The organism is Parabacteroides sp. KHUB-01, assembly GCF_056640935.1.
On the sequence record NZ_CM153256.1, the window covers coordinates 2770943 to 2794853 of the forward strand.

Consider the following 23911-nt stretch of genomic DNA (forward strand, 5'->3'; position numbering starts at 1 on the left):
TATTTCCTTTTCAAGAATGTGATAAAATTCACAATACTTTTTATTCAAAACGCTTGTTGATTACGATATGTCCCAAATATCCCAAGATAATCAAGCCAAGACCTGAAAGAAGGATAGTGTTAGACATACCACCTGTAAATGCAGGAACAGCCAAGACAACAACGCCGATAAGAAGTACGATAACTCCTAAATTTTTAATTAACTCGCTCATGGTTATAGATGTTTTTTATAATTCTTTTTCTTTTCTACTGCAAATAAAACAATAATAACCCGATTGCAAAAATATTTTACTATAAAAATGAATGCAAGTCGGAATTTTTAGTGATAAATATAAATCTGGAGCCCTGAATTTATAATTTTGGCAGCTAAACTTTGTAAAATATCTTTTTCTATTTTACCCTTTCACTATCTTTGCTAGATAAATATTTGCATTATGAAACGTTTGTTTTATGTGGTTTATACGTGGCTTATATTTGTGCCACTGTTTCTGGTACTGACTATTATTACTGCTGTTACAGTTATTATCGGATGTCTGCTCGGTGGAGAGCGTTTCTTCTCATATTATCCGGGAATGATATGGTCCAGGCTTACTTGCTATCTGGCTCTTTGTCCGGTAAAGGTTCGTGGAAGGGAGAATATCACACCGGGAAAATCATACGTATTCGTGGCAAACCATCAAGGTGCATTTGATATTTTCCTGATATACGGTTTTCTTGGCGTTCCTATCAAATGGGTGATGAAAGCCGGGATAGGTAAGATACCGTTTGTTGGTGCAGCATGTCGCGCTGCAGGATTTGTCTTTGTTGACGGTTCATCAGCTAAAGCTGCTGCGCGCTCAGTCAAGGAAGCAGAGCGCATACTTCAGTCCGGTGCATCGATTGCAATATTCCCGGAAGGCTCAAGAACATACGACGGGAGAATGATAAGATTCAAAAAAGGAGCTTATCAGATGGCGGTGGATCAGCATTTACCTATAATTCCAATAACAATCAACGGTCCGTTTGACGTTCTGCCAATCGGTTCGCTTAATTTGCATCGTCACCCACTGGAAATGGTAATCCATGAACCTGTATCTACTGACGGTGTTGAATCTACGCATAAATGTCTGCAGCAGATGGCAGATATGACGCAGGAAATAATAGAAAAAGACCTGTGGAATAAATATCGTTGATTCCCAAAAGATTACATTTTCAGACAATTTTTAACTCTTGGAAAAGTTTTTTCATATTATATGGAAATAAAATTTCATATATTGTGAAAAAACTTTTTCATGCCTATGAAAAAAAAGTTCCACTCTATAGCATCTTGCCTGGCAATTTATCCTTTTGGTTATAATCTTGAAAAAATAGGTTGAAAACATAGAAAGAAGTTGAAAAGTTCTAGACTATAGATGAAAAAGTATTACCTTTGTCACCCGAAATTGCAAGTAACGCGTAGCTGTGAAACGTAAGGTAAAACAATATATTATATGGCTCTGCCTGCTGCTAGGTGTCTGTGTTAATCTGATGGCTCAGTCAGACAAGTTCACCGTAGTGATAGATGCAGGACACGGAGGTAAAGACCCCGGTGCAAGAGGGGCAAAAATCAACGAAAAGGAAATAAACCTTAAGGTCGCTTTGAAGCTCGGAGATATGATTGAGCAGAATCATCCCGAAGTAAGAGTGATATACACCCGCTCGACAGACAAATTCATTGAACTTGACGAAAGAGCGAACATCGCAAATCGAAACAAGGCGGATTTGTTTATTTCAATTCACACAAATTCTGTTAAACGCGGGAGCAGTGTACGTGGAACGGAGACTTATGCTTTAGGTTTGGCACGTACGGACGAGAACCTTGAAGTTGCGATGCGCGAGAACTCAGCTATCCTGCTTGAAGATGATTATAAGGCAAAATATGAGGGTTTCGATCCAAACTCTTCAGAGTCGTATATCATATTTGAATTTATGCAAAACAAGCATTTGGAGCAAAGTATTCAATTCGCTTCCGAGGTGCAGGATTGCTTTACGGCTGCCAACCGTGCAGACCGAGGTGTTCGTCAGGCTGGATTCCTCGTGTTGCGTAAAACAAGTATGCCCAGCGTACTTATAGAATTAGGTTTTATATCAAATCCTTCCGAAGAGCAGTTCATGCGTTCTGCTGAAGGACAAACAAAATTGGCATCGGCAATTTCAGAAGCTTTTGACCGTTACAAGAACGCTTTCGACAGAAAGAAATCCGGTCTTCCTGTTTCAACAGCTGTTGCTGTCAGTGAGTCTGATAACAAAACAAGTGAAACTGTTTCAGAAAAAATTCCTGAAGAAGTTAAACCTGAAAAGGGAAAAATTGTTTTTAAAGTGCAGATTCTTACTTCTGACAAAAAACTATCATCTGGCTCCAGATATTTCAAGGGGTATAAGAATGTTGAATATTTCGAGGAGAAAGGTCTGTATAAATATACTTACGGTGAATCTACCAGTTTCAAGGAAATAATGCGAATTCGCCGTCGGATACTAAAAGATTTTAAAGACGCGTTTGTCGTAGCTTTCAAAGACGGTCAGCGTGTGGATTATTGAAAATTAAAGAAATAAAATATTAAAAATGAAGACATTTACGAAAGAGGCAAAAATAGGTTTGGTCTCTATTATCAGTTTGGCATTGCTTTATTTCGGTATCAATTATTTGAAGGGAATAAATCTTTTCAAGCCATCCAACCACTACGAGGTAATGTTCACTAATGTAAAAGGAGTAACAATTTCAAGCCCGGTGTTTATTGACGGTTTCAAAGTCGGTCTTGTGCGTGATATTGTTTATGACTACGACAACAAAGGAAAGATAAAAGTTGACGTAAGCCTTGAAGACAAAATGAAAATCAACAAAGGCAGCTACATTACTATCGTTAACAGTTTCCTTGGCGGTGCAGAGTTGCATATCCATTTGAATAAATATGTTGAAGATTACCTTTCGCCGGGCGATCAGATTGAAGGTCGCATGAGCGAAGAGATGATGCAGTCAATTCAGGAAAATATTCTTCCGTCGGTAGAAGCTCTTCTTCCGAAACTTGATTCAATTCTTGGAGGCATACAGACATTGATTAATCATCCGGCACTTACTCAATCTTTGGACAATATCCAGAAAACAACAGGAAATCTTGAGGTGTCAACTCGTCATCTCAATAAAATGCTTGCAAATGATGTGCCTGCTATAGTTTCAGATTTGAAAGTTATCACAGGTAATTTCTCAACAGTAAGCTCTGAACTTAAAAGCCTTGATTTGGCTACGACTGTCAATAGTATCAATTCTACACTCGACAACTTGAAGCTGACAACAGAAAAGCTTAATTCAAAGGATAATAGCATAGGACTTTTACTTAACGACCGTGCGTTGTACGACAATTTGAACAGCACAACAGAAAACGCATCAAAGCTGTTGCTTGACTTGCGCGAGAATCCGAAACGTTATGTTCAGTTCTCAGTATTTTAATGCTCGAAAAAAAAGTTTGAATATATTTTCAGAGAATTGAAATACTAAACAATTGAAGTTCAATACGTATTTTTTATAAAACAAATTTCCAAATAAAATCTGGTTTTTTTTTTCAGATTTTATTTGTAAACTTTGTAGTCCTAATCGAAAGTAAAAGTTATAGTTTGGAGATATAAAATATGCAGACAGATTGTCAGATTTTGTGGAATAAGTGCCTTGAGGTGATAAAGGATATAGTGCCTGAAGCTGTGTATAATACATGGTTCAAGCCTATAGTACCTTATTCTTACGAAAACAATGTCTTTAAAATAAATGTGCCTAGCCAGTTCTTTGGCGAATACTTGGACGAACACTATCTGCATGTGCTCCAGCCGGTGTTGTCGCGTGTTGTTGGTGAGGGAACCAGACTGACATATCGTATGGCTACTTATGGCGATACGAAGGATGATGAAAGTATGGTTACTTATCCGTCGTCAACACCTAAACCACGCAGACTGCAGAATCAGCAGGTGAATGTGCCGGGTTTGTTCGATTCAAAGGCTCCGCAGGATTGGAATTCTTATCTAAATCCTAAATATAGTTTTGACAACTATTTCGAAGGTGTCAGCAACAAACTTGTGCGTTCGGCTAGTGAGGCAATTGCCCGCAATCCGGGTAAAACAGCTTTCAACCCGATGTTTATATTCGGAGCTTCGGGAGTTGGTAAGACTCACTTGTGTCACGCAATTGGAAACAGAATTCAGGAAGAACAGCCGGACAAGAAAGTGCTTTATGTGTCGGCTCATCTTTTCAGCATACAATTTACGGATGCTGTGCGCCGTAACACAGTGAATGATTTCCTTTATTTCTATCAGGGAGTTGATGTGTTGATTCTTGATGATATACAGGAATTGATTGGAAAGGACAAAACTCAGAATACATTCTTCCATATATTCAATCATCTTCATATGCTCAACAAGCAGCTTATTCTTACTTCAGATAAACCGCCTGTTGATTTGCAGGGAATGGAGGAACGTTTGATTACTCGTCTGAAATGGGGATTGACTGCTGAGTTGAACCGTCCGGATTTGGATTTGCGTAAGAAAATTCTTAAGAACAAGATAAATCATGATGGCATAAAGATGTCGGAAGACGTATTTAACTTTATTGCCGATAATGTTACTGAGAATGTTCGTGACTTGGAGGGAATTCTGGTTTCGTTGATGGCAAATTCAGTTGTCAACAACAAAGAGATAGACTTGCCGCTGACTAAGCGTGTTGTAAGTATGGCTGTCCGTTTGGAAAAGAAACAGATTTCTGTGCAGTCAATACAGGAAGTTGTATGCAAGTATTTCGATTTGGACCAGTCGCTGATTCATTCAAAGTCCCGTAAGAGGGAGATTGTGCAGGCTCGCCAGATAACGATGTTCCTGTCAAAGAAATATACAGACTGTTCGTTGTCACATATAGGAAAGATTGTCGGTAAAAAAGACCATGCCACAGTTCTTCATGCCTGCAAGACAATTAAGGACCAGATGGAAACGGACAAGACATTCCGCTCTTCTGTTGAGGAAATTGAGAACTTGTTGAAAAACTAACTAATTAAACTATACGTACTTGAAGGCACTTCTCATAGTGCCTTTTTTTATGCTATGTTAATAACTGAAAGGCGAAAATCATATGTTTTACGATATATGTTTTTCTCCAAAATAATTTTGCTTAATAGGCAAACAATATGTAAAATTGCAACTCAATTAAAAAGTAAATATCGTGGAGCAGAAAACTTATACATTCGACGAAGCTTACAAGGCTACATTGGATTATTTCTCGGGCGATGAGCTTGCTTCAAAAGTCTGGGTAAACAAATATGCCTTGAAAGATGCTTTCGGCAATATTTATGAAAAGACACCGAGTGATATGCACTGGCGTTTGGCGCGTGAGATTGCTCGCGTGGAAAGTAAGTATCCAAATTCTTTGTCAGAGAAAGAATTGTTTGACTTGTTCGACCATTTCCGTTATATCATTCCTCAGGGAAGTCCAATGACCGGTATTGGAAATAACTATCAGGTTGCATCGTTGTCAAACTGTTTTGTTATAGGTATTGACGGTTCTGCCGATTCTTATGGAGCGATAATTCGTATAGACGAAGAACAGGTGCAGCTTATGAAGCGCCGTGGTGGAGTAGGACATGATTTGTCTCATATCCGTCCGAAAGGTTCGCCGGTTAAGAATTCAGCTCTGACTTCAACAGGACTTGTTCCTTTTATGGAACGATATTCCAACTCAACAAGAGAAGTTGCGCAAGATGGTCGTCGTGGTGCATTGATGCTTAGTGTGTCAATTAAGCATCCGGATTCAGAGTCCTTCATTGATGCGAAGATGACAGAAGGTAAGGTTACTGGAGCTAATGTTTCTGTAAAAATTGATGACAGCTTTATGAATGCTGTTATTAATGGCGAAAAATATCAGCAGCAATATCCGATTGATTCACCAGACCCTAAAGTCGTTAAGCAAATTGATGCAAATTCTCTTTGGAAAAAGATTATACACAATGCCTGGAAATCTGCTGAACCTGGCGTATTGTTCTGGGATACAATTCTGAGAGAGTCTGTGCCTGATTCATATGCAGACTTGGGATTCAAGACAGTGTCAACTAATCCTTGTGGTGAAATTCCTTTGTGCCCTTACGACAGTTGCCGCTTGTTAGCTATTAACCTATATTCATATGTGGTTAATCCTTTTACTCCTGAGGCATATTTCGACTTTGATTTGTTTAGAAAACATGTTGCCCTTGCGCAGCGTATTATGGATGACATTATTGACCTCGAATCTGAAAAGATTGAGTTGATATTGTCAAAGATTAATTCAGATCCGGAATCTGATGAAGTCAAACAGTCTGAACGTTATTTGTGGGAAAAGATCCAGCGTAAGACATTGATGGGACGCCGAACAGGTGTAGGTATCACTGCAGAAGGTGATATGCTTGCTGCTTTGGGTTACCGTTACGGAACAGAAGAAGCTACCGATTTCGCAGAAAGTGTTCATAAAGCTTTGGCTTTGGCAGCATATCGTTCTTCTGTCGAAATGGCAAAAGAACGTGGCGCTTTTGAAATTTATGACTCTGCACGTGAGGTAAACAATCCGTTTATTAACCGTCTGCGCGAAGCTGATCCTTCTTTATATGAAGAAATGGTTCGCTATGGACGAAGAAATATTGCCTGTCTGACAATTGCTCCGACCGGAACAACAAGTTTGATGACACAGACAACTTCTGGTATTGAGCCGGTATTCTTGCCTGTATATAAACGCCGTCGTAAAGTAAATCCGAATGATGTTGACGTTCGTGTTGACTTTGTTGACGAAACAGGCGATGCATTTGAGGAATATATAGTTTTCCATCATAAGTTTGTTACATGGATGGAGGCTAATGGTTATCCTACTGCTAAGAGATATACACCGGAAGAGGTTGATGATATGGTTGCTAAGTCTCCATATTACAAAGCAACATCAAATGATGTTGACTGGTTGCAGAAAGTCCGTATGCAGGGTAGAATCCAGAAGTGGGTTGACCATTCAATTAGTGTGACAATCAATTTGCCGAATGATGTTTCTGAGGATTTGGTAAATCAGCTTTATGTTGAGGCTTGGAAATGTGGATGTAAAGGTTGTACGGTTTATCGTGACGGCTCTCGTTCCGGAGTGCTGATTGCAGCAGATAAGAATAAGAAGAAAGAAACTGCTGTTCCTGAAGGTCCGGTAATTGTATCTGTCCGCCCTAGAGAACTGGAAGCAGATGTAGTAAAATTCCAGAATAAGAAAGAAAAATGGATTGCATTCGTTGGATTGTTGAACGGACGTCCGTACGAAATCTTCACCGGTCTTGCTGATGACGACGAAGGAATCATTCTTCCAAAGAATGTTTCTAAAGGTTCAATAATAAAGAGCTATGACGAGGACGGAAAGAAGCATTACGATTTCCAGTTCAAGAACAAAAAAGGCTATAAGATGACAATCGAAGGCTTGGATGGCAAATTTAATCCGGAATACTGGAACTATGCTAAACTTATTTCCGGAGTGTTGCGTTATGGCATGCCTATCGACCAGGTAATAAAACTTGTTCAGGGAATGGATTTGGACAATGAATCAATTAATACTTGGAAAAACGGCGTTGAAAGAGCCTTGAAGAAATATCTTCCGAACGGAACAGCTGCAAAAGGACAGAAATGCCCTAATTGTGGTAACGAAACTCTTATATATCAGGAAGGTTGCCTGATTTGTACAAGTTGTGGCGCATCACGTTGCGGATAATATTTGACTTAAAATATTTCAAATATGAAAGAGAAGCTTTATATAATTGTAAAGCTTCTCTTTTTTTTATATCTTCGTAATGCATAAAAACCAATACAGTAAGTTGGTCTAGTTTATAGGCTAGGTATTATTACTAACCTAATTAATGAATAATTTAAACAGCTAAATTTGATACGATGAAAGTCACTTTTAACATAAACTTCCACACTGTCTGGGGGCAGAAACTGTGTATTGTAGGTTCAATACCGGAATTGGGAGAATGGGAATCTTCCAAAGCTGTGGATATGCTTTACGTAGGAGATGGAAACTGGCAATTCTCTCTTGACTTAAAAGAAGTTCCTTCTCGCATTGAATATCGCTATTTCTTAAGCGTCAATGACAAACAGGTTTTTGAGGAATGGGATAAAAATCATATTCTTGTTCCGGAACCTAAAGTGGAAAATTATAACTTATATGATTATTGGCAGGTTCGTCCGCAGAATACTGCATTCTTCAAATCCGCATTTACAAAAAGTTTGCTGGCTCATCCGTGTGATAAATACGAACGGGTTGTGCGTAGCAACAGAAAACTTAGAATAAAGATTTCGGCTCCACGTGTGGAAAGAAACCAAAGTATAGCAATAACAGGTAATCAGGCTTGTCTGGGAAATTGGGAACCGGACAAAGCTTTGCTGATGAGTTGCGAAACTTTCCCAGAGTGGCGTATCGACTTGGATGCAAACGAAATCTCTTTCCCTTTGGAGTATAAATTCCTTGTTTGGGATAACGACAAGAATTTCCCGCTTTATTGGGAGAAAGACGAAAACCGTGTGTTGAATGTCACTTCGGTTGAGGAAAATGAAACAATGATAGTTTCCGGATTGTATTTCCGGGATAATCTTCCTTTGTGGCGTTGTGCCGGAACTGTTATTCCTGTCTTTTCACTCCGTTCAGAAGGCAGTTTTGGAGTAGGAGACTTTGGAGATTTGGATAAGTTCGTTGAATGGGTAGCTAAAACAGGACAAAGAGTAATACAGGTGTTGCCAATAAATGACACAACAATGTCGCACTCATGGACAGATTCCTATCCTTATAGCGCCATCTCCATTTATGCTTTGCATCCGATGTATCTTGATATCCGTGAACTTGGCACTTTGAAAAGTAAATCAAGAAATGAATATTTCCGAGCTAAGCAGCAGGAATTGAATTCCAAGGAAACTGTAGATTATGAAAATGTGATGAAATACAAGATGGAATATATCCGTGAGTATTTCAAATTGCATAAATCTGAAATTTTATCTGACAGTTCATATCTGGAATTCCTTGAAGAAAATAATCAGTGGCTTAAGCCTTATGCTGCCTACAGTTATCTCCGTGACAAGTATAAGACTTCTGATTTCCGTGATTGGGGAGAATATTCTGTATATGATAAGGATAAGATAGAAAAACTGTGTGACGGTTCCGGTAAAGCATACAACGAAATTGCTTTGTTCTGTTTCATCCAGTTTAAATTGCATAATCAGCTGAAGAAAGTATATGAATCAGCTCACAAGCGTGGTGTAGTTCTGAAAGGAGATTTGCCTATCGGAGTTAACAGAACAAGTATTGAAGCTTGGACTGAACCAAGATATTTCAATATGACAGGTCAGGCAGGTGCTCCGCCAGATGATTTCTCTGTTAACGGTCAGAACTGGATGTTCCCGACTTATAATTGGGATGAGTTGGAAAAAGATGATTTCGTGTGGTGGAAAAATCGTTTCCATAAGTTAGAGGATTATTTCGACTGTTTCCGTATAGACCATATTCTTGGATTTTTCCGTATTTGGGAAATTCCTCAAGACTACGTTCAAGGATTATGTGGACATTTTAATCCTGCAATGCCTTTCAGCATTGAGGAAATAGAACAATATGGTTTGACTTGGAATGAAGAATTATTTACAACGCCCCATATCAGCCATAAATCTTTGTATGACTTGCTTGGTGATAAGGCTGAAATTATAGAAGGAAAATATCTTATGCCGGGATGTGGAAATAATCTTGTGTTAAAACCATTCTGTAATACTCAGCGTAAGATTGAAAAGCTTTTTGGCTCAATGAATGACGATGAGTCAAGAATGACTAAGGAGGCTTTATTCCATATCGCTAATGAAGTTCTTTTCTTAAGGGACCCGAAAGAAACAGATAAATTTCATCCTCGTATTTCTGCATATCAGTCATATGTTTATAAAGAACTTTCTGATGCGGACCGTTATTCATTCGACCAATTGTATTGGCACTTCTTCTATCATCGTCACAATGACTTCTGGAAAGAAGTGGCATTGCGTCGTCTAACACCTCTTGTTTCATCAACTAACATGGTTGTTTGTGGTGAGGATTTGGGAATGATTCCGGATTCAGTTCCTGACGTAATGAACAAACTGCAGATATTAAGCCTTGAAATAGAGAGAATGCCCAAGACTTCTCATGTGGAATTCTCCAAATTGTCAAGTCTGCCTTATATGTCTGTTTGTACTACATCAACACATGATATGTCTCCTTTGAGAAGTTGGTGGAAAGAAGACAGAGAAAAAACTCAGAGATATTTTAATAATGTATTGCATTGTCAGGGTGAAGCTCCGGCTGAATGTACATCTGCTATAGTGGAGCAAATATTGGTTAATCATTTGGCTGCACCATCAATGTTTACTCTCATTCCTCTTCAGGACTGGTTAGGAATGGATGATTCGCTGAAACGTAAGGATGCAGAAGCAGAACGTATTAATGTTCCTTCTGAACCATTGCATTATTGGTGTTACAGGATGCATATAACTTTGGAATCTCTTTTAGCTGCTGATAATTTTAATTCACGAATCCGCCAGATGATTCTGGAGTCAAAAAGAAGGTGAGGAGTTTGCATTTTGATGTTTATATACTGAAAAAGGAAATGGGCTATTTTATATTTGCCCATTTCCTTTTTGTATGATTATGTATTTTTTAAATTATTCTTTTACAGTCATTGAACAATTACCATTGAATCTTGCATTAGGCTCAATTTCAAGTAATGAAGTGACAATATCACCGGTAATTAAACCAGTTGATTTCAATATAAGTTTCTCTGATATTTTTACTGACCCAATAATTTCTCCGTGAATTTCGGCATTTACGGAAATGATATTACCCTTTACAACTCCTTTTTGCCCGATTACAATTTTTCCGTTACATGTAACATCTCCTTCAACATATCCATCAAGTCTGAAATCAGATTCCACAAAAACATTTCCATTTATTTTTGTGCCGGTAGCCAAGGCGTTGTGTAATCCTCCGCTGTGATTTTCTTCTTTTTGTCTGAGATTAACCATAATATTCGTTCATTAATGCGCAAAGATAGGGTAATTTTTGGAAGGATTTTCGTGTTTGTTTACTTTTACATAATATTTTTAGAAACAAAAGGGTATATTAATATGATAACGAAGATTGAACTCAAGGATATGACATTTTATGCATATCATGGTGCTTTCCCTCAAGAAAGGAAAGTCGGAAACGTATTTGTTGTAAACCTTGAAATTACAGCACCGCTTTCAAAAGCAGTTGAAAGTGATGACTTGTGTGATACAATAAATTATGCTGAAGTATATGACATAATAAAGAAAGAAATGAATGTCCCTTCCAATTTGTTAGAGCATCTTGCCGGCCGTATCATGAATTCTTTGAAAGTTTCATATCCTGATATAGAGCATATTGTGGTGAAGCTCTCAAAACAAAATCCACCTTTTGGCGGAGATATTAAGTATGCTTCTGTTATTTTAGAGGAAAATTATAAGTAGCATTAACTTAAAATAGCTAACTTTGCAAACTCAAACGCAAAAATCATCTATTTTATATACTGTAGCTATGGCATTTACTAATAATGTTATGATTGTTCGTCATGGATTGTTGGCGAAGCTTGTAAAACTATGGAAAGAAGGTCTGCTTATAGAGAAAATAGACCGCTTACCGCTGGAACTAAGTCCGAGAAGAGAAAAAGCCAAAGGACGTTGCTGTATTCACAAGGAACGTGCTGTATGGAAGTATAAAACATTGCCTCTTTTGGGATTTGATATGTCCGACGAGGAAGATGAATTGACTCCTTTGTCTGAATATGCGAGAAAGGCATTACATCGCGATGAGTTGACAAAGGAAAATATCATGTGCGTTGTCGATGAGGCTTGCTCTTCATGTGTTTCTGTTAATTATGAGATTACAAACCTTTGTCGTGGATGTGTGGCACGCAGTTGTTATATGAACTGTCCGAAAGATGCCATCAATTTCAAGAAAAACGGTCAGGCAGAAATAGATCATGACAAATGTATAAGTTGTGGAAAGTGCCACCAGAGTTGTCCTTATCACGCAATTGTATATATACCTATTCCTTGTGAAGAGGTTTGTCCGGTGAAAGCTATCAGCAAGGACGAATATGGAGTTGAGCATATCGACGAGTCAAAATGTATATATTGTGGTAAGTGTGTCAACGCTTGTCCTTTCGGTGCGATATTTGAAATATCTCAGGTATTTGATATCCTGTGTGCAATCAAGCGTAAAGAACAAATTATTGCAATTGTTGCTCCTTCAATCTTAGCTCAATTTGGAACTACAATAGAGCACGTGTATGGTGCCTTGAAACAAATCGGTTTTTCAGATGTTGTTGAGGTTGCACAAGGTGCAATGCAGACAACAAGCCACGAGGCTGAGGAATTGAAAGAAAAACTTGTAGAAGGTCAGTCTTTCATGACTACAAGCTGTTGTCCTTCATATACTCAGCTAGTAAAGAAACATATTCCTGATTTGCAGAAGTATGTTTCAACAACGGGTTCGCCTATGTACTATACAGCTCGTATTGTAAAGGAAAAATATCCTGATGCAAAAATCGTTTTTGTTGGCCCGTGTGTTGCTAAGAGAAAAGAAGTTAAGGACGACCCTTGTGTAGATTATACTTTGACATTCGAAGAAATAGCATCAATCTTTACTGGTCTTGATATAGAATTAGAAAAAGTACAACCATATTCTGTTGCATTTAATTCTTCTCGTGAGGCTCATGGCTTTGCTCAGGCAGGTGGTGTTGTAAACGCTGTCAAGGTTTATCTCAAAGATGATAAAGTTAATGCTATTCAAGTATCTAATCTTAACAAGAAAAACGTTGCATTGTTGAGAGCATACGCTAAAACAGGTAAAGCTCCAGCCCAGTTTATCGAAGTTATGGCTTGTGAGGGTGGATGTGTCACTGGACCATGTGTTTATGGAGACAAAGCTTCAGGTCAGAAACAACTTTTGAAAGAGTTGAGCAAATTCAAATAATGACTTTTTGAATAAAAGAAAACAGAGTTATTAACAGGTTGCCTGTTGATAACTCTGTTAATAACCCTGTGGAAAACCTTGTTTATATCATCTAAAGTCAATAGACCTGTTCAAAATTTCCCTTCAATCTTATCAAATGTTTTAATCCCTTTCAGGTAGAAATTCAATAGCAATGAGCTGCCAAGTAATTCTTTAGGTCGTCTGACAGTTCTTTTGCTCAAATTCTCTTTTCTTTTCTCCCAAAAATTATCTGATATTTTCTTGAATTCTTTTCTAGCGTCAATCACTGCTTTTGCATTTGCCGGATGTCCGCTAACCAGGAATTTCAGCGCTGCTATATAATCCAGAAAACATCTTATACGCATCACATGTTTCATGTCTTCTGCAAGCAGATTTTTGTATAGCATCAGCAGATTGTTTCTGAAATTAAGGAATGTCTTTCTTGGGCTTTCTACGTTTAATGTAGCACCTCCAACATGATAAACCACTGATTCCGGAACACATAGTATTTGGTATCCTCTGCTTTTCAGTCTCCAGCAAAGGTCAATTTCCTCCTGGTGGGCGAAAAATTCACCATCTAGTCCGCCTACATTCTTGTATATCTCAGTTTTGATAAACATACATGCTCCTGAAGCCCAGAAAATAGATTGAGGTTTGTCATATTGTTTATTGTCTTTTTCCACAACGTCAAATATTCTTCCACGGCAGAAAGGGTAACCGTATTTGTCAATGAATCCTCCGGCAGCTCCAGCATATTCAAAAGTGTCTTTATTGTTGTATGCCAAAATCTTTGGCTGAACAGCGGCAACTTCTGATTTAGTTTCCAAAATCTCCAGCGGAGCTTGGAGCCATCTTTCGGTCACTTCCACATCGCTGTTTAGCAAAACAGTATACGGACTTTCTATTTCGTTGATAGCTTTGTTATATCCCTCTGCAAATCCGTAGTTTTTGTTGAACTCAATCAAACGGACACTAGGAAATTTTTTACGCAGCATATCCAGTGAACCATCTGTTGAACCATTATCGGCAACAACTATTTCAGCAATGTTTTCCGGTGAATATTCAATTACGGATGGAAGAAACTTTTCCATCAGTTCCTTTCCGTTCCAATTCAAAATGACGACTGATATTTTTTTCATTTTTAGTCTGTCTGAGAGCTATTTAAATTCTGTCAAAAAAGTGTAGTAATATTTTGAGGAAAACACTGCAATGTTTCTGTAAAAACACTGCAGTGTTTTTTCTGAAATGTCAAATGTTTTTTTGAAAACATCAGGAGTTTTTATCGCTTTCGTTATATTTCCATCTTTTGTGAGTCCACAACCAGTATGCGGGATTTCGCATTATACATTTTTCCATAATGCGCGTATATTCTTCCGTCAGCCAATATTCCGGAGTTTCCTTTGGAGTTTCAGTTATCAGCTTTATCTCCAGTGAATAATATCCCCTTTTAACTTTTTGAACATCCAGGAAAATTACCGGCAAATTAAGTTTCCGGGCAATTCTTTCAGCTCCTGTAAGCATAAATGAGCCTTGGTTTAGAAACGAAGTCCAATATTGCAGATTCCCCCTGCTTGGTGTCTGGTCTGCAATGAAAATAACTAGCGTATGCACTTTGTTTTGTTTGAGGCGCACAATATCTCTGAAAGCATCATTCTTCTTTATTCCGAAAGAGCCGAATCGTGTTCTGAGATATACAAACAGCTTATCAACAGCCTTATTGCTGAGAGGTCTGTATATCTGATGTATGTGGCAATCCTTGAATCTTGATGTCGAACCTGTGTACCATTCCCAATTCCCGTAATGTCCCATATAGGCAATGAAGGTTGAATATCCTTTGTCTATAAGGTCGTCTATAAGTTCAGGATTCTTCACATAAGCTCTCTTTTGAATTTCCTTTTCCGAAATATGAGCCAGTTTTATTGTTTCAATAATATAGTCGGCGAAATGATGGTAAAACTCTTTTTCAAGAGCCAGCAATTCCTTCTCGCTTTTTTCAGGAAATGAGGCTTTCATGTTTCTACGCACCACTTTAACCCTATATCTTATTACTTTGTATATCAGAAAATACAGAAAGTCCGAAATAAGATATAATACTCTGAAAGGCAACAAGGCATTAGCTTTTGCCCATCCTAAAAGCAATATGTAAGTAATCTTTTCGAACATAAATAAGCAGAATTTATTGTTCAGATTGTTTTATCAAAAGAGCTGTCTTGTCTTCGTTCCATCCTGACAGTATAACATCTACAGTTTCATTGACCCATTCCTTTTTGAATGGAGCTTCCACTTTGATGTAGTTTTCGGTGAAACCATGCATCATACCGCCTTTTTCCGTATGTTCGAAAAGAACTTTTGCAGCGCATCCAATATGAGCTTCATAGAAAGAATGCAATTTCTTGTCCGAAATGTCAAGCAAAGCCTGGCTTCGTGCATGTTTTGTCTTTGGGTCAACTATATAATCTATTTTCAGAGCCTGAGTTCCCGGTCTTTCCGAATAACTGAAAACATGCAATTGGGTAATATCCAGACTCTCTATGAATTGGCGGGCATTTTCAAAGAATTCGTCTGTTTCTCCTCGTGTTCCCACTATAACGTCAACACCAATAAAAGCGTGAGGCATCACTTCCTTAATCTTTTCTATTTTATGACGGAAAAGAGCCGTGTCGTAACGTCTGCGCATAAGTTTCAGCACATCGTCACTTCCGCTCTGCAGAGGAATATGGAAATGAGGCGCGAATCTTTTGCTTTTTGCCACGAAATCAATAGCTTCGTCTGTTATCAGGTTGGGCTCTATTGAGGAAATTCTGTATCTTTCAATACCTTCCACTTCGTCGAGAGCTTTAATCAGGTCAATGAAAGTTTCCCCTGTAGTTTTACCGAAGTCTCCGATATTCACACCAGTCAGAACAATTTCCTTGCCACCGTCTTTCGCTACATTCGCAGCCTGCTCCACAAGGCTTTGTATGCTTCCGTTACGGCTTCTTCCGCGTGCAAACGGGATTGTGCAGTATGAACAGAAATAGTCGCATCCGTCCTGCACTTTAAGGAAATGTCTTGTTCTGTCGTCTGCCGAACAAGATGGAGTAAATGTGCGTATATCTTTAGTCGCAGAAGTAACAATGGTTCCTCCGTTCTCTTTTTTCTGCAAGTTGTCGATATATTTCAGTATATCCAGTTTCTGGTTTGCTCCGAGCACAAGGTCAACGCCTTCAATATGGGCAACCTCTTCTGGTTTCAGTTGCGCATAGCATCCTGTCACAACAATAAATGCACCCGGATGTTGCTTGCTTATCCTTCTGATTGCCTGGCGGCATTTCTTGTCGGCAAGCTCAGTTACCGAGCATGTGTTTACTACGCAGATATCTGCTTTTTCACCTCTTCTTGCTTTTCTTACACCTTGCTCTGCCAACATTTTTCCTATAGTTGATGTCTCGGCAAAATTAAGTTTGCAGCCTAACGTATAGTAGGCTGCAATTTTATTTTCAAATACTGAATTGTCTATCATGCAATAAGCTTTTTGTCTATATCAGACAAAGGTACGAAAAGTCGGAAGTATAATAAATAAGGTTGCTTGATTTTTTGTGTTAACCTTGTTAACTTGTCTCTGAAGACTTGCCAACTTTTAAGTTGAGCAACTTGCGAAACTTAAATTTATTAGTATTCTTTATGGTATAGTAAAGCCTTATAACTAGTACACTACTTGTTTATCCGGCGCCAAATACCTATCTTTGCTACTTAAATATATTAATAACAATAATTTATGATAAAGGAGAACTTTATTAAACTTTATGAAGACAGTTTTCGTGCAAATTGGGATTTGCCTTCGGTAACAGATTATGATACTGGAAAATCCTTTACATTTGGAGATGTAGCTACTGAGATAGCACGCCTTCATATAGTTTTTGAAGAAAGTCATGTTCGCCCTGGCGATAAAATTGCATTGGTAGGGAAGGACTGTGCAAGATGGTGCATAGCATATATGGCTGTAGTGACTTATGGAGCCATCATTGTGCCTATTCTTCAGGACTTCAATCCTAATGACATACATCATATTATAAATCATTCCGGTTCTGTAATGTTGTTTGTCGCTGACCGTCATTGGGAACTTTTGGAAGAAGAAAAGATGACTCATATCCGTGCAGCTTTCACTCTTACCGATTTTTCTTGTATCTATGAAAAAGGAGATACTGTTAAGAAAATAGTAGCTGCTTTAGATAACAAGATGAAAGAAAAATATCCTCAGGGATTTACTGCGGATTGCATCAAATATGCTGATAAAGGAAATGATGAGGTTGTTTTGCTTAATTATACTTCAGGAACAACTGGTTTCAGCAAAGGTGTGATGCTTACCGGTAATAATCTTGCCGGTAACGTAACATACGCTATGACTTTGGATTTGATGTATCGTGGCGACAATGAACTTTGTTTTCTTCCTTTGGCTCATGCTTATAGCTGTGCTTTCAACTTCCTTGTGCCTATGGCTGTTGGTGCACATGTATATTTGCTTGGCAAAGCACCGACGCCGAAGATATTGCTTAAAGCATTTCAGGATGTCAAGCCTAATCTGATTATTACAGTTCCTCTTATTCTGGAAAAAATATATAAGAAAATGATACTTCCTCAGATTAGCAAACCTTCCATGAAGTTGGCTCTTCGTGTTCCTCTGCTTAATCGTCAGATTTATTCTAAGATTCGTCGCAAATTGATTGACGCATTTGGTGGTAAGTTCTGCGAAGTTATTGTAGGTGGAGCAGCTATGAATCAGGAAGTGACAGATTTTTTGTGTAAAATCAATTTTCCGTTCACAATCGGCTATGGAATGACTGAATGCGGCCCGCTTATCAGTTATGACAATCATAAAGATTATGTTCCAGGTTCATGTGGACAGATTCTGAAAGGAATAATGAAAGTCCGTATCGATTCTGACGATCCATATAATAAGGTAGGAGAAATTCAGGTTTATGGTGAAAACGTTATGAAAGGATATTATAAGAATGAAGAGGCAACTCAAAATGTTTTCACTGAAGATGGATGGCTCAAAACCGGTGATTTAGGAACAATCGACAGTGATAATCATATTTTTATCCGCGGACGCAGTAAAACAATGATTCTAAGCTCAAACGGTCAGAATATATATCCTGAGGAAATAGAATCTAAGTTGAATAACCTGCCTTTCGTTATGGAAAGTGTTGTGATAGAGAAGGGCGGAAAACTTATTGCTCTTGTCTATCCGGATTATGATGCTGTGGATAGTGCGGAACTTTCGCATGACGACTTACCGGCATTGATGGATCAGAACCGCAAGGAACTGAACAAACAGCTTGCTTATTATGAAGCAATTGCTGAAATCCGTCTTTATCCTACGGAATTTGAGAAAACTCCTAAGAAAAGTATCAAGCGTTATTTGTATAGTAATTGACAGACACGTCAATAAGGTTTTTACGAACCTTGTTGACGTGTTCCTTTTTTATATCAGACAGCAGCTATTAATCTAAATATTACTTGTTTTATCTTTTATCTCGAATTTGTATCTTTTAAATAATTTAGAAAAATAAAAAATAATTCGATTATGTTGTACAACATATAAAAATTATTGTATATCTTTGCCGCGTCTTTAAGACAAAAGGTTTATTATTTAGGTTTAAAGAGGTAGAAAATGAAAAAGTTAGTTGTTTTTGCTGCTGTTGCTGCAGCAATGTCTTTGGCATCTTGTGGTAATAAGTCAGAACAGGCAAACAATGCTGAAGTTGTTGAAAATGAAGCTCAAGTAACTGAAGCTGCTCCTGCAGCTGTTGATTCTGCAGCTGTTGCTGCTGAAGTTGCTCCTGCTGATTCTGCTGCAGTTGAAGCTGCTCCTGCTGAATAATTTTTCAGTTGGAAAAGTAAGGATGGTCTGTATGCTATACATACAGACTTTTTTTTTGCCCTTATTTTTCTTTATTGCTCAAAATGTGAAAGTTTGATGATGTTTTTAAAAAACAGTTTATAAAAATTGGAATATGATTCGTGATTTATTGATAATTTCTTCATTTTTCTGCATTTCTTCAACTAGCCTTTTGGCACAGACACCTACTGATACAACTCTAACAGTTCAGGATATTGAAATTCGAGGAAAGCGTTTTTCTGGTTTAAGCAATGGACCGGTAAAACTTCTTACAGTTTCCGATAATATTAGTTCTTCATCTGTTACAGCATCCGAAGCTGTCCGCCAGATTCCATCAGTCGTGACAGATATTGAAGGAGGAGTGACGTTCAGAGGTTCCAACCGTCCGGCAATGTTGATAAACGGTATTCCTTACGGATTGATGGAAGAATACAGTGGTGATATGCTCATTCAGCTTCCTGCAATGTTTTTCAACAGAATAGCTGTTTCGTCATTTACTCCTGCTGATATGATTCCCGACGGCGATGCCGGTATTCTGAATTTTGCTTCTACATATTATAATAAGGAAGAATCTCCGCTTACAGTTTCTCTCGGTGGTGGTTTGCACAACAGATATAATGCAGGTGCAGCAGTCAATCTGCATCCCGGGAAGTTCCATATATCTGCAAAATATAACTATCGCCGAGAATATCGTTCCCGTAAATTCGACAAGACAACAATCACTCCGGCAAACAAAACCGTTATGAACAACAATGCTGATGCCCGTCCGGACATTCACCTGGCAGATTTATTTGTCGGTTATGACTTGTCGTCAAATGATATTGTTTCTGTTTATGGTATGTATTATCTTATGGATTACAGTCGTTACGGAGGAATAAACAATTCTGTGTTTTCGCCTGCGGGGGAGAAAATGAAAGATATACTCCGTCACCGTTATAACGACCAGCGTCAGGAAGCAGCATCTGCCGAAGCCCGCTGGAAACATTCATTCTCGGATAAAGTATCGCTCAACGTCGTTTTCAATTACAACAATTTTACCTACGACGAAGATAACGACTATAAGAACGAAAACAAGGCAAACGGAAAAATAGCAGCAGAAGATAATCTTTTCATCCTTCAGAAGAAAAACAATTTTTATTGGTCTGCCGGATATGAGAATCATTTTTCTGATGACTTTTCCATGAAGTTCGGCTATATCGGACGTGCTAAACTGGAAAATTATGACACTCAGGCAAACAACAAGAACGGTGACTCATGGATAGAAAATGCTCAGAAAACATATAACTATGATGCTGACCGTTTTCTTAACCTTATTTATCTTGGTGTGGAAAAGGAGTGGAACAATCTTTCTGTTGAGGCAGCTTTACAGGGCGAGTTCAGCAAGCTCAAGGTTCAGGATAATACTAACAACTCTTTTCATCTTTTCCCGAGCGCAAAGATTGGATATTCATTCAATGACAATAATGAACTGATGCTCCGCTATCAGGAAAGAGTGATTCGTCCGTATGGCTCATCATTGCACAGCTTTATTGATTATAGTGATGCGACTCATCTTCTACAGGGAAATCCTGATTTGAAAGATGAAAATATACATTCTTTGGAATTATCTTATCAGATTAACGGGACAGATTTCCGTGTTGTTCCAGCTGTTTATTTCCGCCATCGCAACAACCGTATAATGGAAGTTGCCACACAAATCGAGGAAGAAACAGTCTGGCGTAAGGAGAATATAGGCAACACACAGACTCTAGGTTTTGAACTCGCCGGAAACTGGAGTCCGTTCCGCTTTATGACAATTGGCGCTTCCGGAAATGTTTATCGTGATGAGATTGACGGAAGAAACGTTGGTTTTGGCGAAACCAAATCTCTCTGGTGCTGGGATGCAAAAGGAAACGTCAACTTTAAGATAACACCAACTACAGAATTACAGATTGACGGATTCTATATTTCTGACCAGCTTACAGCTCAGGGCGAGATAAAAAGTCATTACAGCGTTAATGCCGGTTTGTCGCAATATTTCCTGAACCGTCATCTTCGCGCCACTCTTTCTGTGAATAACATATTCGACAGTTTGGAGGAAACAACAGTTATCAACACTGAAGCGATGAATATGGTTCAGATAAGAAATCGTGATGCACGTGTTGCATGGCTTACTCTTTCATATTCCTTATAAAATGTTTTTTTCATTTGTCAAGCTCTCTTGATTCATTAACTTTGTGCATTTGTAATTAATAAACTAAATTTCGCAAGTGCCTTAACTTAAAAGTCAACAAGGCTTCAGAGACAAGTTTACAAGGTCAAAACACCTCTAACTTTACAATTTATCATCTAAAAATCTTGTTAACTTGTTTTCTTGTCAACTTGTTATCTGAAAGTTGAGCTTGCGAAACTTGAATAATAAAGAGAGAGGAAAATGAAAAAACTTTTATGGCTGTTAGCCTTAAATCTCTACAGCATATGCTGTTGGTGCCAGTCAGGTGTTTCACTTACCGGCCGTATAACAGATGCAAATACAGGTTCTGTTATTGATTTTGCAGATGTATTGTTGTTTAAATCCGGAGACAGCAAACTGTTTATGCAAACTCTTCCCGACGAGAATGGTAATTTCAGCTTTTCTTCTGTTGAAGAAGGAAATTACTCTTTGATTGTACGCCTTGTCGGATATGATATTTTCACCGTAAAATCTTTGGAAGTCAAGGATAATTCCTGTATCAATCTTGGCAATGTACAGCTCCGTCCGCTAGAGGTTGGTCTTGCCGAAGTTGAGATTCTTGCAGATAAACGCCAGCTTGTATATAAACTCGACAAGAAAGTAGTTGAGGCTTCATCGAATATTATGGGCGCCGGTGGTTCGGCTGTTGATGTTTTGGAAAATACACCTTCAGTTCGTGTCGATGCCAATGGCGATATAACATTCCGCGGAAGTTCCGGTTTTCTTGTATATGTCGATGGCAAGCCAAGTGTTTTCTCCGGAACTCAAGCCCTAGAACAGGTCCCTGCGGCTCAGATAGAAAATATAGAGATTATAACAACACCTTCGGCAAAACACGATACCGAAGGCGAAGTCGGTATAATTAATATCATAACAAAGAAACATTTCCTGAAAGGTCTTAGTGGAATGGTTAATCTTTCCGGAAGCACATGGTTGACACGTCGTGGCGATTTCCTTCTTAATCAGCAGAACAATAAATCCCGCTGGTTTGTCGGCGGACAATGGTCGGACAAGCTTAGCCGCAGTAATCACGAATTGCTTCAGTCCAACAATTCTGTCGATGGCAAAGTCTTTTCTCTAGATGCTTCCGGACCACAGAAAGGAAACCGTTTCAATTATTCACTGAAAGGCGGATGGAGCATTGATTTGCCTAAAACATCTTTTGAGGTTAATGTCGAGGGCGGACACGGAGGACGAACTCACAACGGTGACATGCTCTACAAGGAAACTCACACCGTGAACGGGCAGAATGTTTTCTCTGCTGTATATAACAATAATAATGATTTCGAGAACTCTGAAGATTTCGGACAGGGAAATCTTGCCCTCACTCATCGTTTCAATGACAAAGGCCACAAGATTTCCGCTTCGTTCTATTATAAATATGGAGGAAATTCTCTGGAATATTCTTACAACGAACTTCTGGACATGCAGGGCAGGAGACAGGACGGAATGTGCTACTACGAAGCTGAATTCCGCAAAACCATGAGAGCCAATGCTGATTATGTCCTTCCTCTGTCGGACAAGGCAAAGCTCGAAGCCGGATACCAATATTATTCTTATCTCGAGGATGGTGATTTTGAAATGGAATGGTGGAATCCTTCTACCGGAGTTTTCGACAAACAGCCCGAAGCATACAATACTTTTTATTTCCGTGAAGAAATTCATTCTACTTATGCCATACTTTCCGGAACATTCAACAAGCTCGACGCTCAGCTCGGTTTGCGTGGTGAGCATACGCACACACAACTGCTTTCATCCATTCCTGACGCAAGCCGCATAAACAAGCGTTTCGAAGTTTTCCCTTCATTGCATCTGGGTTACACTTTACCGCGTGAGCAGAAACTATTGTTGTCTTATTCCTATCGAACCACACGCCCGCAGCTGTGGTTTATGGAACCATATATTACATATAATGATTTCTACTCTGCTGTTATTGGAAATCCTGATATCCGTCCGGAATATATTCATTCATTCGAAATGAATTACAGCAAGTCTTTTGGTGAAAACTCTGTTTCGGCAACAGCTTTCCATCGTTTCCGCAAAGATAAGGTGGAGCGTCTGCGTGTTCCTTTCGAAGGAGCTGTTTCTTTGGATTCAATGGCAAATGTCGGTCGTGACTATTCAACCGGCTTGGAACTTGGCATAAATCTTCACCCTACGCGCTGGTGGAACACAACGCTCAATGGAAACGTATATCATTATAAAGTCGTGAACGAACTTTCGGCAGGAGGAAAACACGAGTCCAGCACAAATTATGATATAATGTGGAACAACCTTTTCACTCTTGGCAAATACACTCGTCTGCAGCTCGACGGCAGTTTTGTCGGTCCATCCGTAACCACACAGGGAAGGAGCGATTCTTATTGGTATGCTAATCTTGCCATCCGTCAGCAACTCTTCAACCGCCGTCTCACGGCAACTCTTGCCTTCAAGGATATTTTCCGTTCTGCATGTTATATTAATGATATAAACACTCCGGACCTGAAGATTTATACCAAAATCCGTCCGAAATACCCGCAGATTATGCTTACTCTGAGCTATACATTCAATAGTTTCAAGGCAAAAGCAACTCAGGAAAAAGAAGACAGGAATGAGTTGTTTGAGGGAATAAAGTGAGGACAGAGACAAGTTGACAAGATACAAGTTGACGAGGCTTCATGGAGAAGTAATTATACGCTTCTCCATGAGGCCTTGTTTCTTTATATTAACGTGAGTTTGACGAATTCTGAACTATCTATCAAGGCTGAAAGCCTTGTCAAATCAGGCATTTGCCTGATTTG

At 38.8% G+C, this 23911-nt stretch carries 17 protein-coding genes; 12 read left to right on the plus strand and 5 right to left on the minus strand.

Going from position 1 to position 23911, the window contains the following annotated elements; all coding sequences use genetic code 11:
* Window positions 1-40: 40 nt before the first annotated feature.
* A complete protein-coding gene (locus tag ACYIAR_RS11845; RefSeq protein WP_480329761.1) occupies window positions 41-211 on the minus strand; it encodes a hypothetical protein in 171 nt (56 codons plus the stop codon).
* A 222-nt stretch (window positions 212-433) separates the two neighbouring features.
* Here ACYIAR_RS11845 and ACYIAR_RS11850 point away from each other — a divergent pair, with 222 nt between their 5' ends.
* From ACYIAR_RS11850 to ACYIAR_RS11875, 6 genes are all read left to right on the plus strand, one after another.
* Window positions 434-1171 carry a lysophospholipid acyltransferase family protein gene (locus ACYIAR_RS11850; protein WP_480329762.1) on the plus strand — a complete coding sequence of 246 codons (738 nt, stop codon included), beginning with the start codon at window positions 434-436 and terminating at the stop codon, window positions 1169-1171.
* Window positions 1172-1439: 268 nt separating this feature from the next.
* Window positions 1440-2555 carry an N-acetylmuramoyl-L-alanine amidase family protein gene (locus tag ACYIAR_RS11855; RefSeq protein ID WP_480329763.1) on the plus strand — a complete coding sequence of 372 codons (1116 nt, stop codon included), beginning with the start codon at window positions 1440-1442 and terminating at the stop codon, window positions 2553-2555.
* Between the two features lie 25 nt (window positions 2556-2580).
* Window positions 2581-3462: an MlaD family protein gene (locus tag ACYIAR_RS11860; RefSeq protein ID WP_480329764.1), complete on the plus strand. Its 882-nt coding sequence runs from the start codon at window positions 2581-2583 to the stop codon at window positions 3460-3462.
* Between the two features lie 179 nt (window positions 3463-3641).
* Complete coding sequence (gene dnaA, locus ACYIAR_RS11865; protein ID WP_480329765.1) at window positions 3642-5039, plus strand: chromosomal replication initiator protein DnaA; 1398 nt, start codon at window positions 3642-3644, stop codon at window positions 5037-5039.
* A gap of 172 nt (window positions 5040-5211) precedes the next feature.
* Entirely contained in the window at window positions 5212-7749 is a 2538-nt protein-coding gene (locus tag ACYIAR_RS11870; protein WP_480329766.1) for an adenosylcobalamin-dependent ribonucleoside-diphosphate reductase, read from the plus strand.
* A gap of 176 nt (window positions 7750-7925) precedes the next feature.
* Window positions 7926-10613, plus strand: a complete 2688-nt coding sequence (locus ACYIAR_RS11875) for a 4-alpha-glucanotransferase (RefSeq protein WP_480329767.1) — start codon at window positions 7926-7928, stop codon at window positions 10611-10613.
* Window positions 10614-10706: 93 nt separating this feature from the next.
* On the opposite strand, the gene ACYIAR_RS11880 is transcribed toward ACYIAR_RS11875, so the two are convergent.
* Window positions 10707-11066 carry a bactofilin family protein gene (locus tag ACYIAR_RS11880; protein ID WP_480329768.1) on the minus strand — a complete coding sequence of 120 codons (360 nt, stop codon included), beginning with the start codon at window positions 11064-11066 and terminating at the stop codon, window positions 10707-10709.
* A gap of 102 nt (window positions 11067-11168) precedes the next feature.
* On the opposite strand from ACYIAR_RS11880, the gene folB reads away from it, so the two are divergent.
* Both folB and ACYIAR_RS11890 read left to right on the plus strand, forming a co-directional pair.
* Complete coding sequence (gene folB / locus ACYIAR_RS11885; protein ID WP_480329769.1) at window positions 11169-11531, plus strand: dihydroneopterin aldolase; 363 nt, start codon at window positions 11169-11171, stop codon at window positions 11529-11531.
* Window positions 11532-11598: 67 nt separating this feature from the next.
* Window positions 11599-13038 carry a 4Fe-4S dicluster domain-containing protein gene (locus ACYIAR_RS11890; RefSeq protein ID WP_480329770.1) on the plus strand — a complete coding sequence of 480 codons (1440 nt, stop codon included), beginning with the start codon at window positions 11599-11601 and terminating at the stop codon, window positions 13036-13038.
* Between the two features lie 110 nt (window positions 13039-13148).
* Here ACYIAR_RS11890 and ACYIAR_RS11895 read toward each other — a convergent pair whose 3' ends face one another.
* The 3 genes from ACYIAR_RS11895 to mtaB all read right to left on the minus strand — a co-directional run bounded on the left by ACYIAR_RS11895 (window position 13149) and on the right by mtaB (window position 16540).
* Window positions 13149-14177 carry a glycosyltransferase family 2 protein gene (locus ACYIAR_RS11895; RefSeq protein WP_480329771.1) on the minus strand — a complete coding sequence of 343 codons (1029 nt, stop codon included), beginning with the start codon at window positions 14175-14177 and terminating at the stop codon, window positions 13149-13151.
* Window positions 14178-14307: 130 nt separating this feature from the next.
* Window positions 14308-15201 carry a lysophospholipid acyltransferase family protein gene (locus ACYIAR_RS11900; RefSeq protein ID WP_480329772.1) on the minus strand — a complete coding sequence of 298 codons (894 nt, stop codon included), beginning with the start codon at window positions 15199-15201 and terminating at the stop codon, window positions 14308-14310.
* A gap of 13 nt (window positions 15202-15214) precedes the next feature.
* Window positions 15215-16540, minus strand: coding sequence for a tRNA (N(6)-L-threonylcarbamoyladenosine(37)-C(2))-methylthiotransferase MtaB (mtaB, locus tag ACYIAR_RS11905; RefSeq protein ID WP_480329773.1), 1326 nt, complete (start codon window positions 16538-16540; stop codon window positions 15215-15217).
* Between the two features lie 255 nt (window positions 16541-16795).
* Between mtaB and ACYIAR_RS11910 the strand changes: the two genes are divergently transcribed.
* The 4 genes from ACYIAR_RS11910 to ACYIAR_RS11925 all read left to right on the plus strand — a co-directional run bounded on the left by ACYIAR_RS11910 (window position 16796) and on the right by ACYIAR_RS11925 (window position 23747).
* On the plus strand, window positions 16796-18454 hold the full coding sequence (locus tag ACYIAR_RS11910) for an AMP-binding protein (protein WP_480329774.1): 1659 nt from the start codon (window positions 16796-16798) through the stop codon (window positions 18452-18454).
* A gap of 237 nt (window positions 18455-18691) precedes the next feature.
* A complete protein-coding gene (locus ACYIAR_RS11915; protein WP_480329775.1) occupies window positions 18692-18901 on the plus strand; it encodes a hypothetical protein in 210 nt (69 codons plus the stop codon).
* 133 nt (window positions 18902-19034) lie between these two features.
* A complete protein-coding gene (locus tag ACYIAR_RS11920) occupies window positions 19035-21092 on the plus strand; it encodes a TonB-dependent receptor domain-containing protein (RefSeq protein WP_480329776.1) in 2058 nt (685 codons plus the stop codon).
* A 240-nt stretch (window positions 21093-21332) separates the two neighbouring features.
* Window positions 21333-23747, plus strand: a complete 2415-nt coding sequence (locus ACYIAR_RS11925; RefSeq protein ID WP_480329777.1) for a TonB-dependent receptor domain-containing protein — start codon at window positions 21333-21335, stop codon at window positions 23745-23747.
* The last annotated feature ends 164 nt before the right edge of the window (window positions 23748-23911 follow it).

What these genes read in the sequence shown, in the direction of transcription:
- ACYIAR_RS11880 (WP_480329768.1), bottom strand. Translation starts at nt 11,066, where the DNA reads ATGGTTAATCTCAGACAAAAAGAAGAAAATCACAGCGGAGGATTACAC.
- ACYIAR_RS11925 (WP_480329777.1), top strand. Translation starts at nt 21,333, where the DNA reads ATGAAAAAACTTTTATGGCTGTTAGCCTTAAATCTCTACAGCATATGC.
- ACYIAR_RS11915 (WP_480329775.1), top strand. Translation starts at nt 18,692, where the DNA reads ATGAAAAAGTTAGTTGTTTTTGCTGCTGTTGCTGCAGCAATGTCTTTG.
- ACYIAR_RS11890 (WP_480329770.1), top strand. Translation starts at nt 11,599, where the DNA reads ATGGCATTTACTAATAATGTTATGATTGTTCGTCATGGATTGTTGGCG.
- ACYIAR_RS11900 (WP_480329772.1), bottom strand. Translation starts at nt 15,201, where the DNA reads ATGTTCGAAAAGATTACTTACATATTGCTTTTAGGATGGGCAAAAGCT.
- ACYIAR_RS11910 (WP_480329774.1), top strand. Translation starts at nt 16,796, where the DNA reads ATGATAAAGGAGAACTTTATTAAACTTTATGAAGACAGTTTTCGTGCA.
- ACYIAR_RS11845 (WP_480329761.1), bottom strand. Translation starts at nt 211, where the DNA reads ATGAGCGAGTTAATTAAAAATTTAGGAGTTATCGTACTTCTTATCGGC.
- ACYIAR_RS11850 (WP_480329762.1), top strand. Translation starts at nt 434, where the DNA reads ATGAAACGTTTGTTTTATGTGGTTTATACGTGGCTTATATTTGTGCCA.
- ACYIAR_RS11895 (WP_480329771.1), bottom strand. Translation starts at nt 14,177, where the DNA reads ATGAAAAAAATATCAGTCGTCATTTTGAATTGGAACGGAAAGGAACTG.
- mtaB (WP_480329773.1), bottom strand. Translation starts at nt 16,540, where the DNA reads ATGATAGACAATTCAGTATTTGAAAATAAAATTGCAGCCTACTATACG.
- folB (WP_480329769.1), top strand. Translation starts at nt 11,169, where the DNA reads ATGATAACGAAGATTGAACTCAAGGATATGACATTTTATGCATATCAT.
- ACYIAR_RS11875 (WP_480329767.1), top strand. Translation starts at nt 7,926, where the DNA reads ATGAAAGTCACTTTTAACATAAACTTCCACACTGTCTGGGGGCAGAAA.
- dnaA (WP_480329765.1), top strand. Translation starts at nt 3,642, where the DNA reads ATGCAGACAGATTGTCAGATTTTGTGGAATAAGTGCCTTGAGGTGATA.
- ACYIAR_RS11920 (WP_480329776.1), top strand. Translation starts at nt 19,035, where the DNA reads ATGATTCGTGATTTATTGATAATTTCTTCATTTTTCTGCATTTCTTCA.
- ACYIAR_RS11860 (WP_480329764.1), top strand. Translation starts at nt 2,581, where the DNA reads ATGAAGACATTTACGAAAGAGGCAAAAATAGGTTTGGTCTCTATTATC.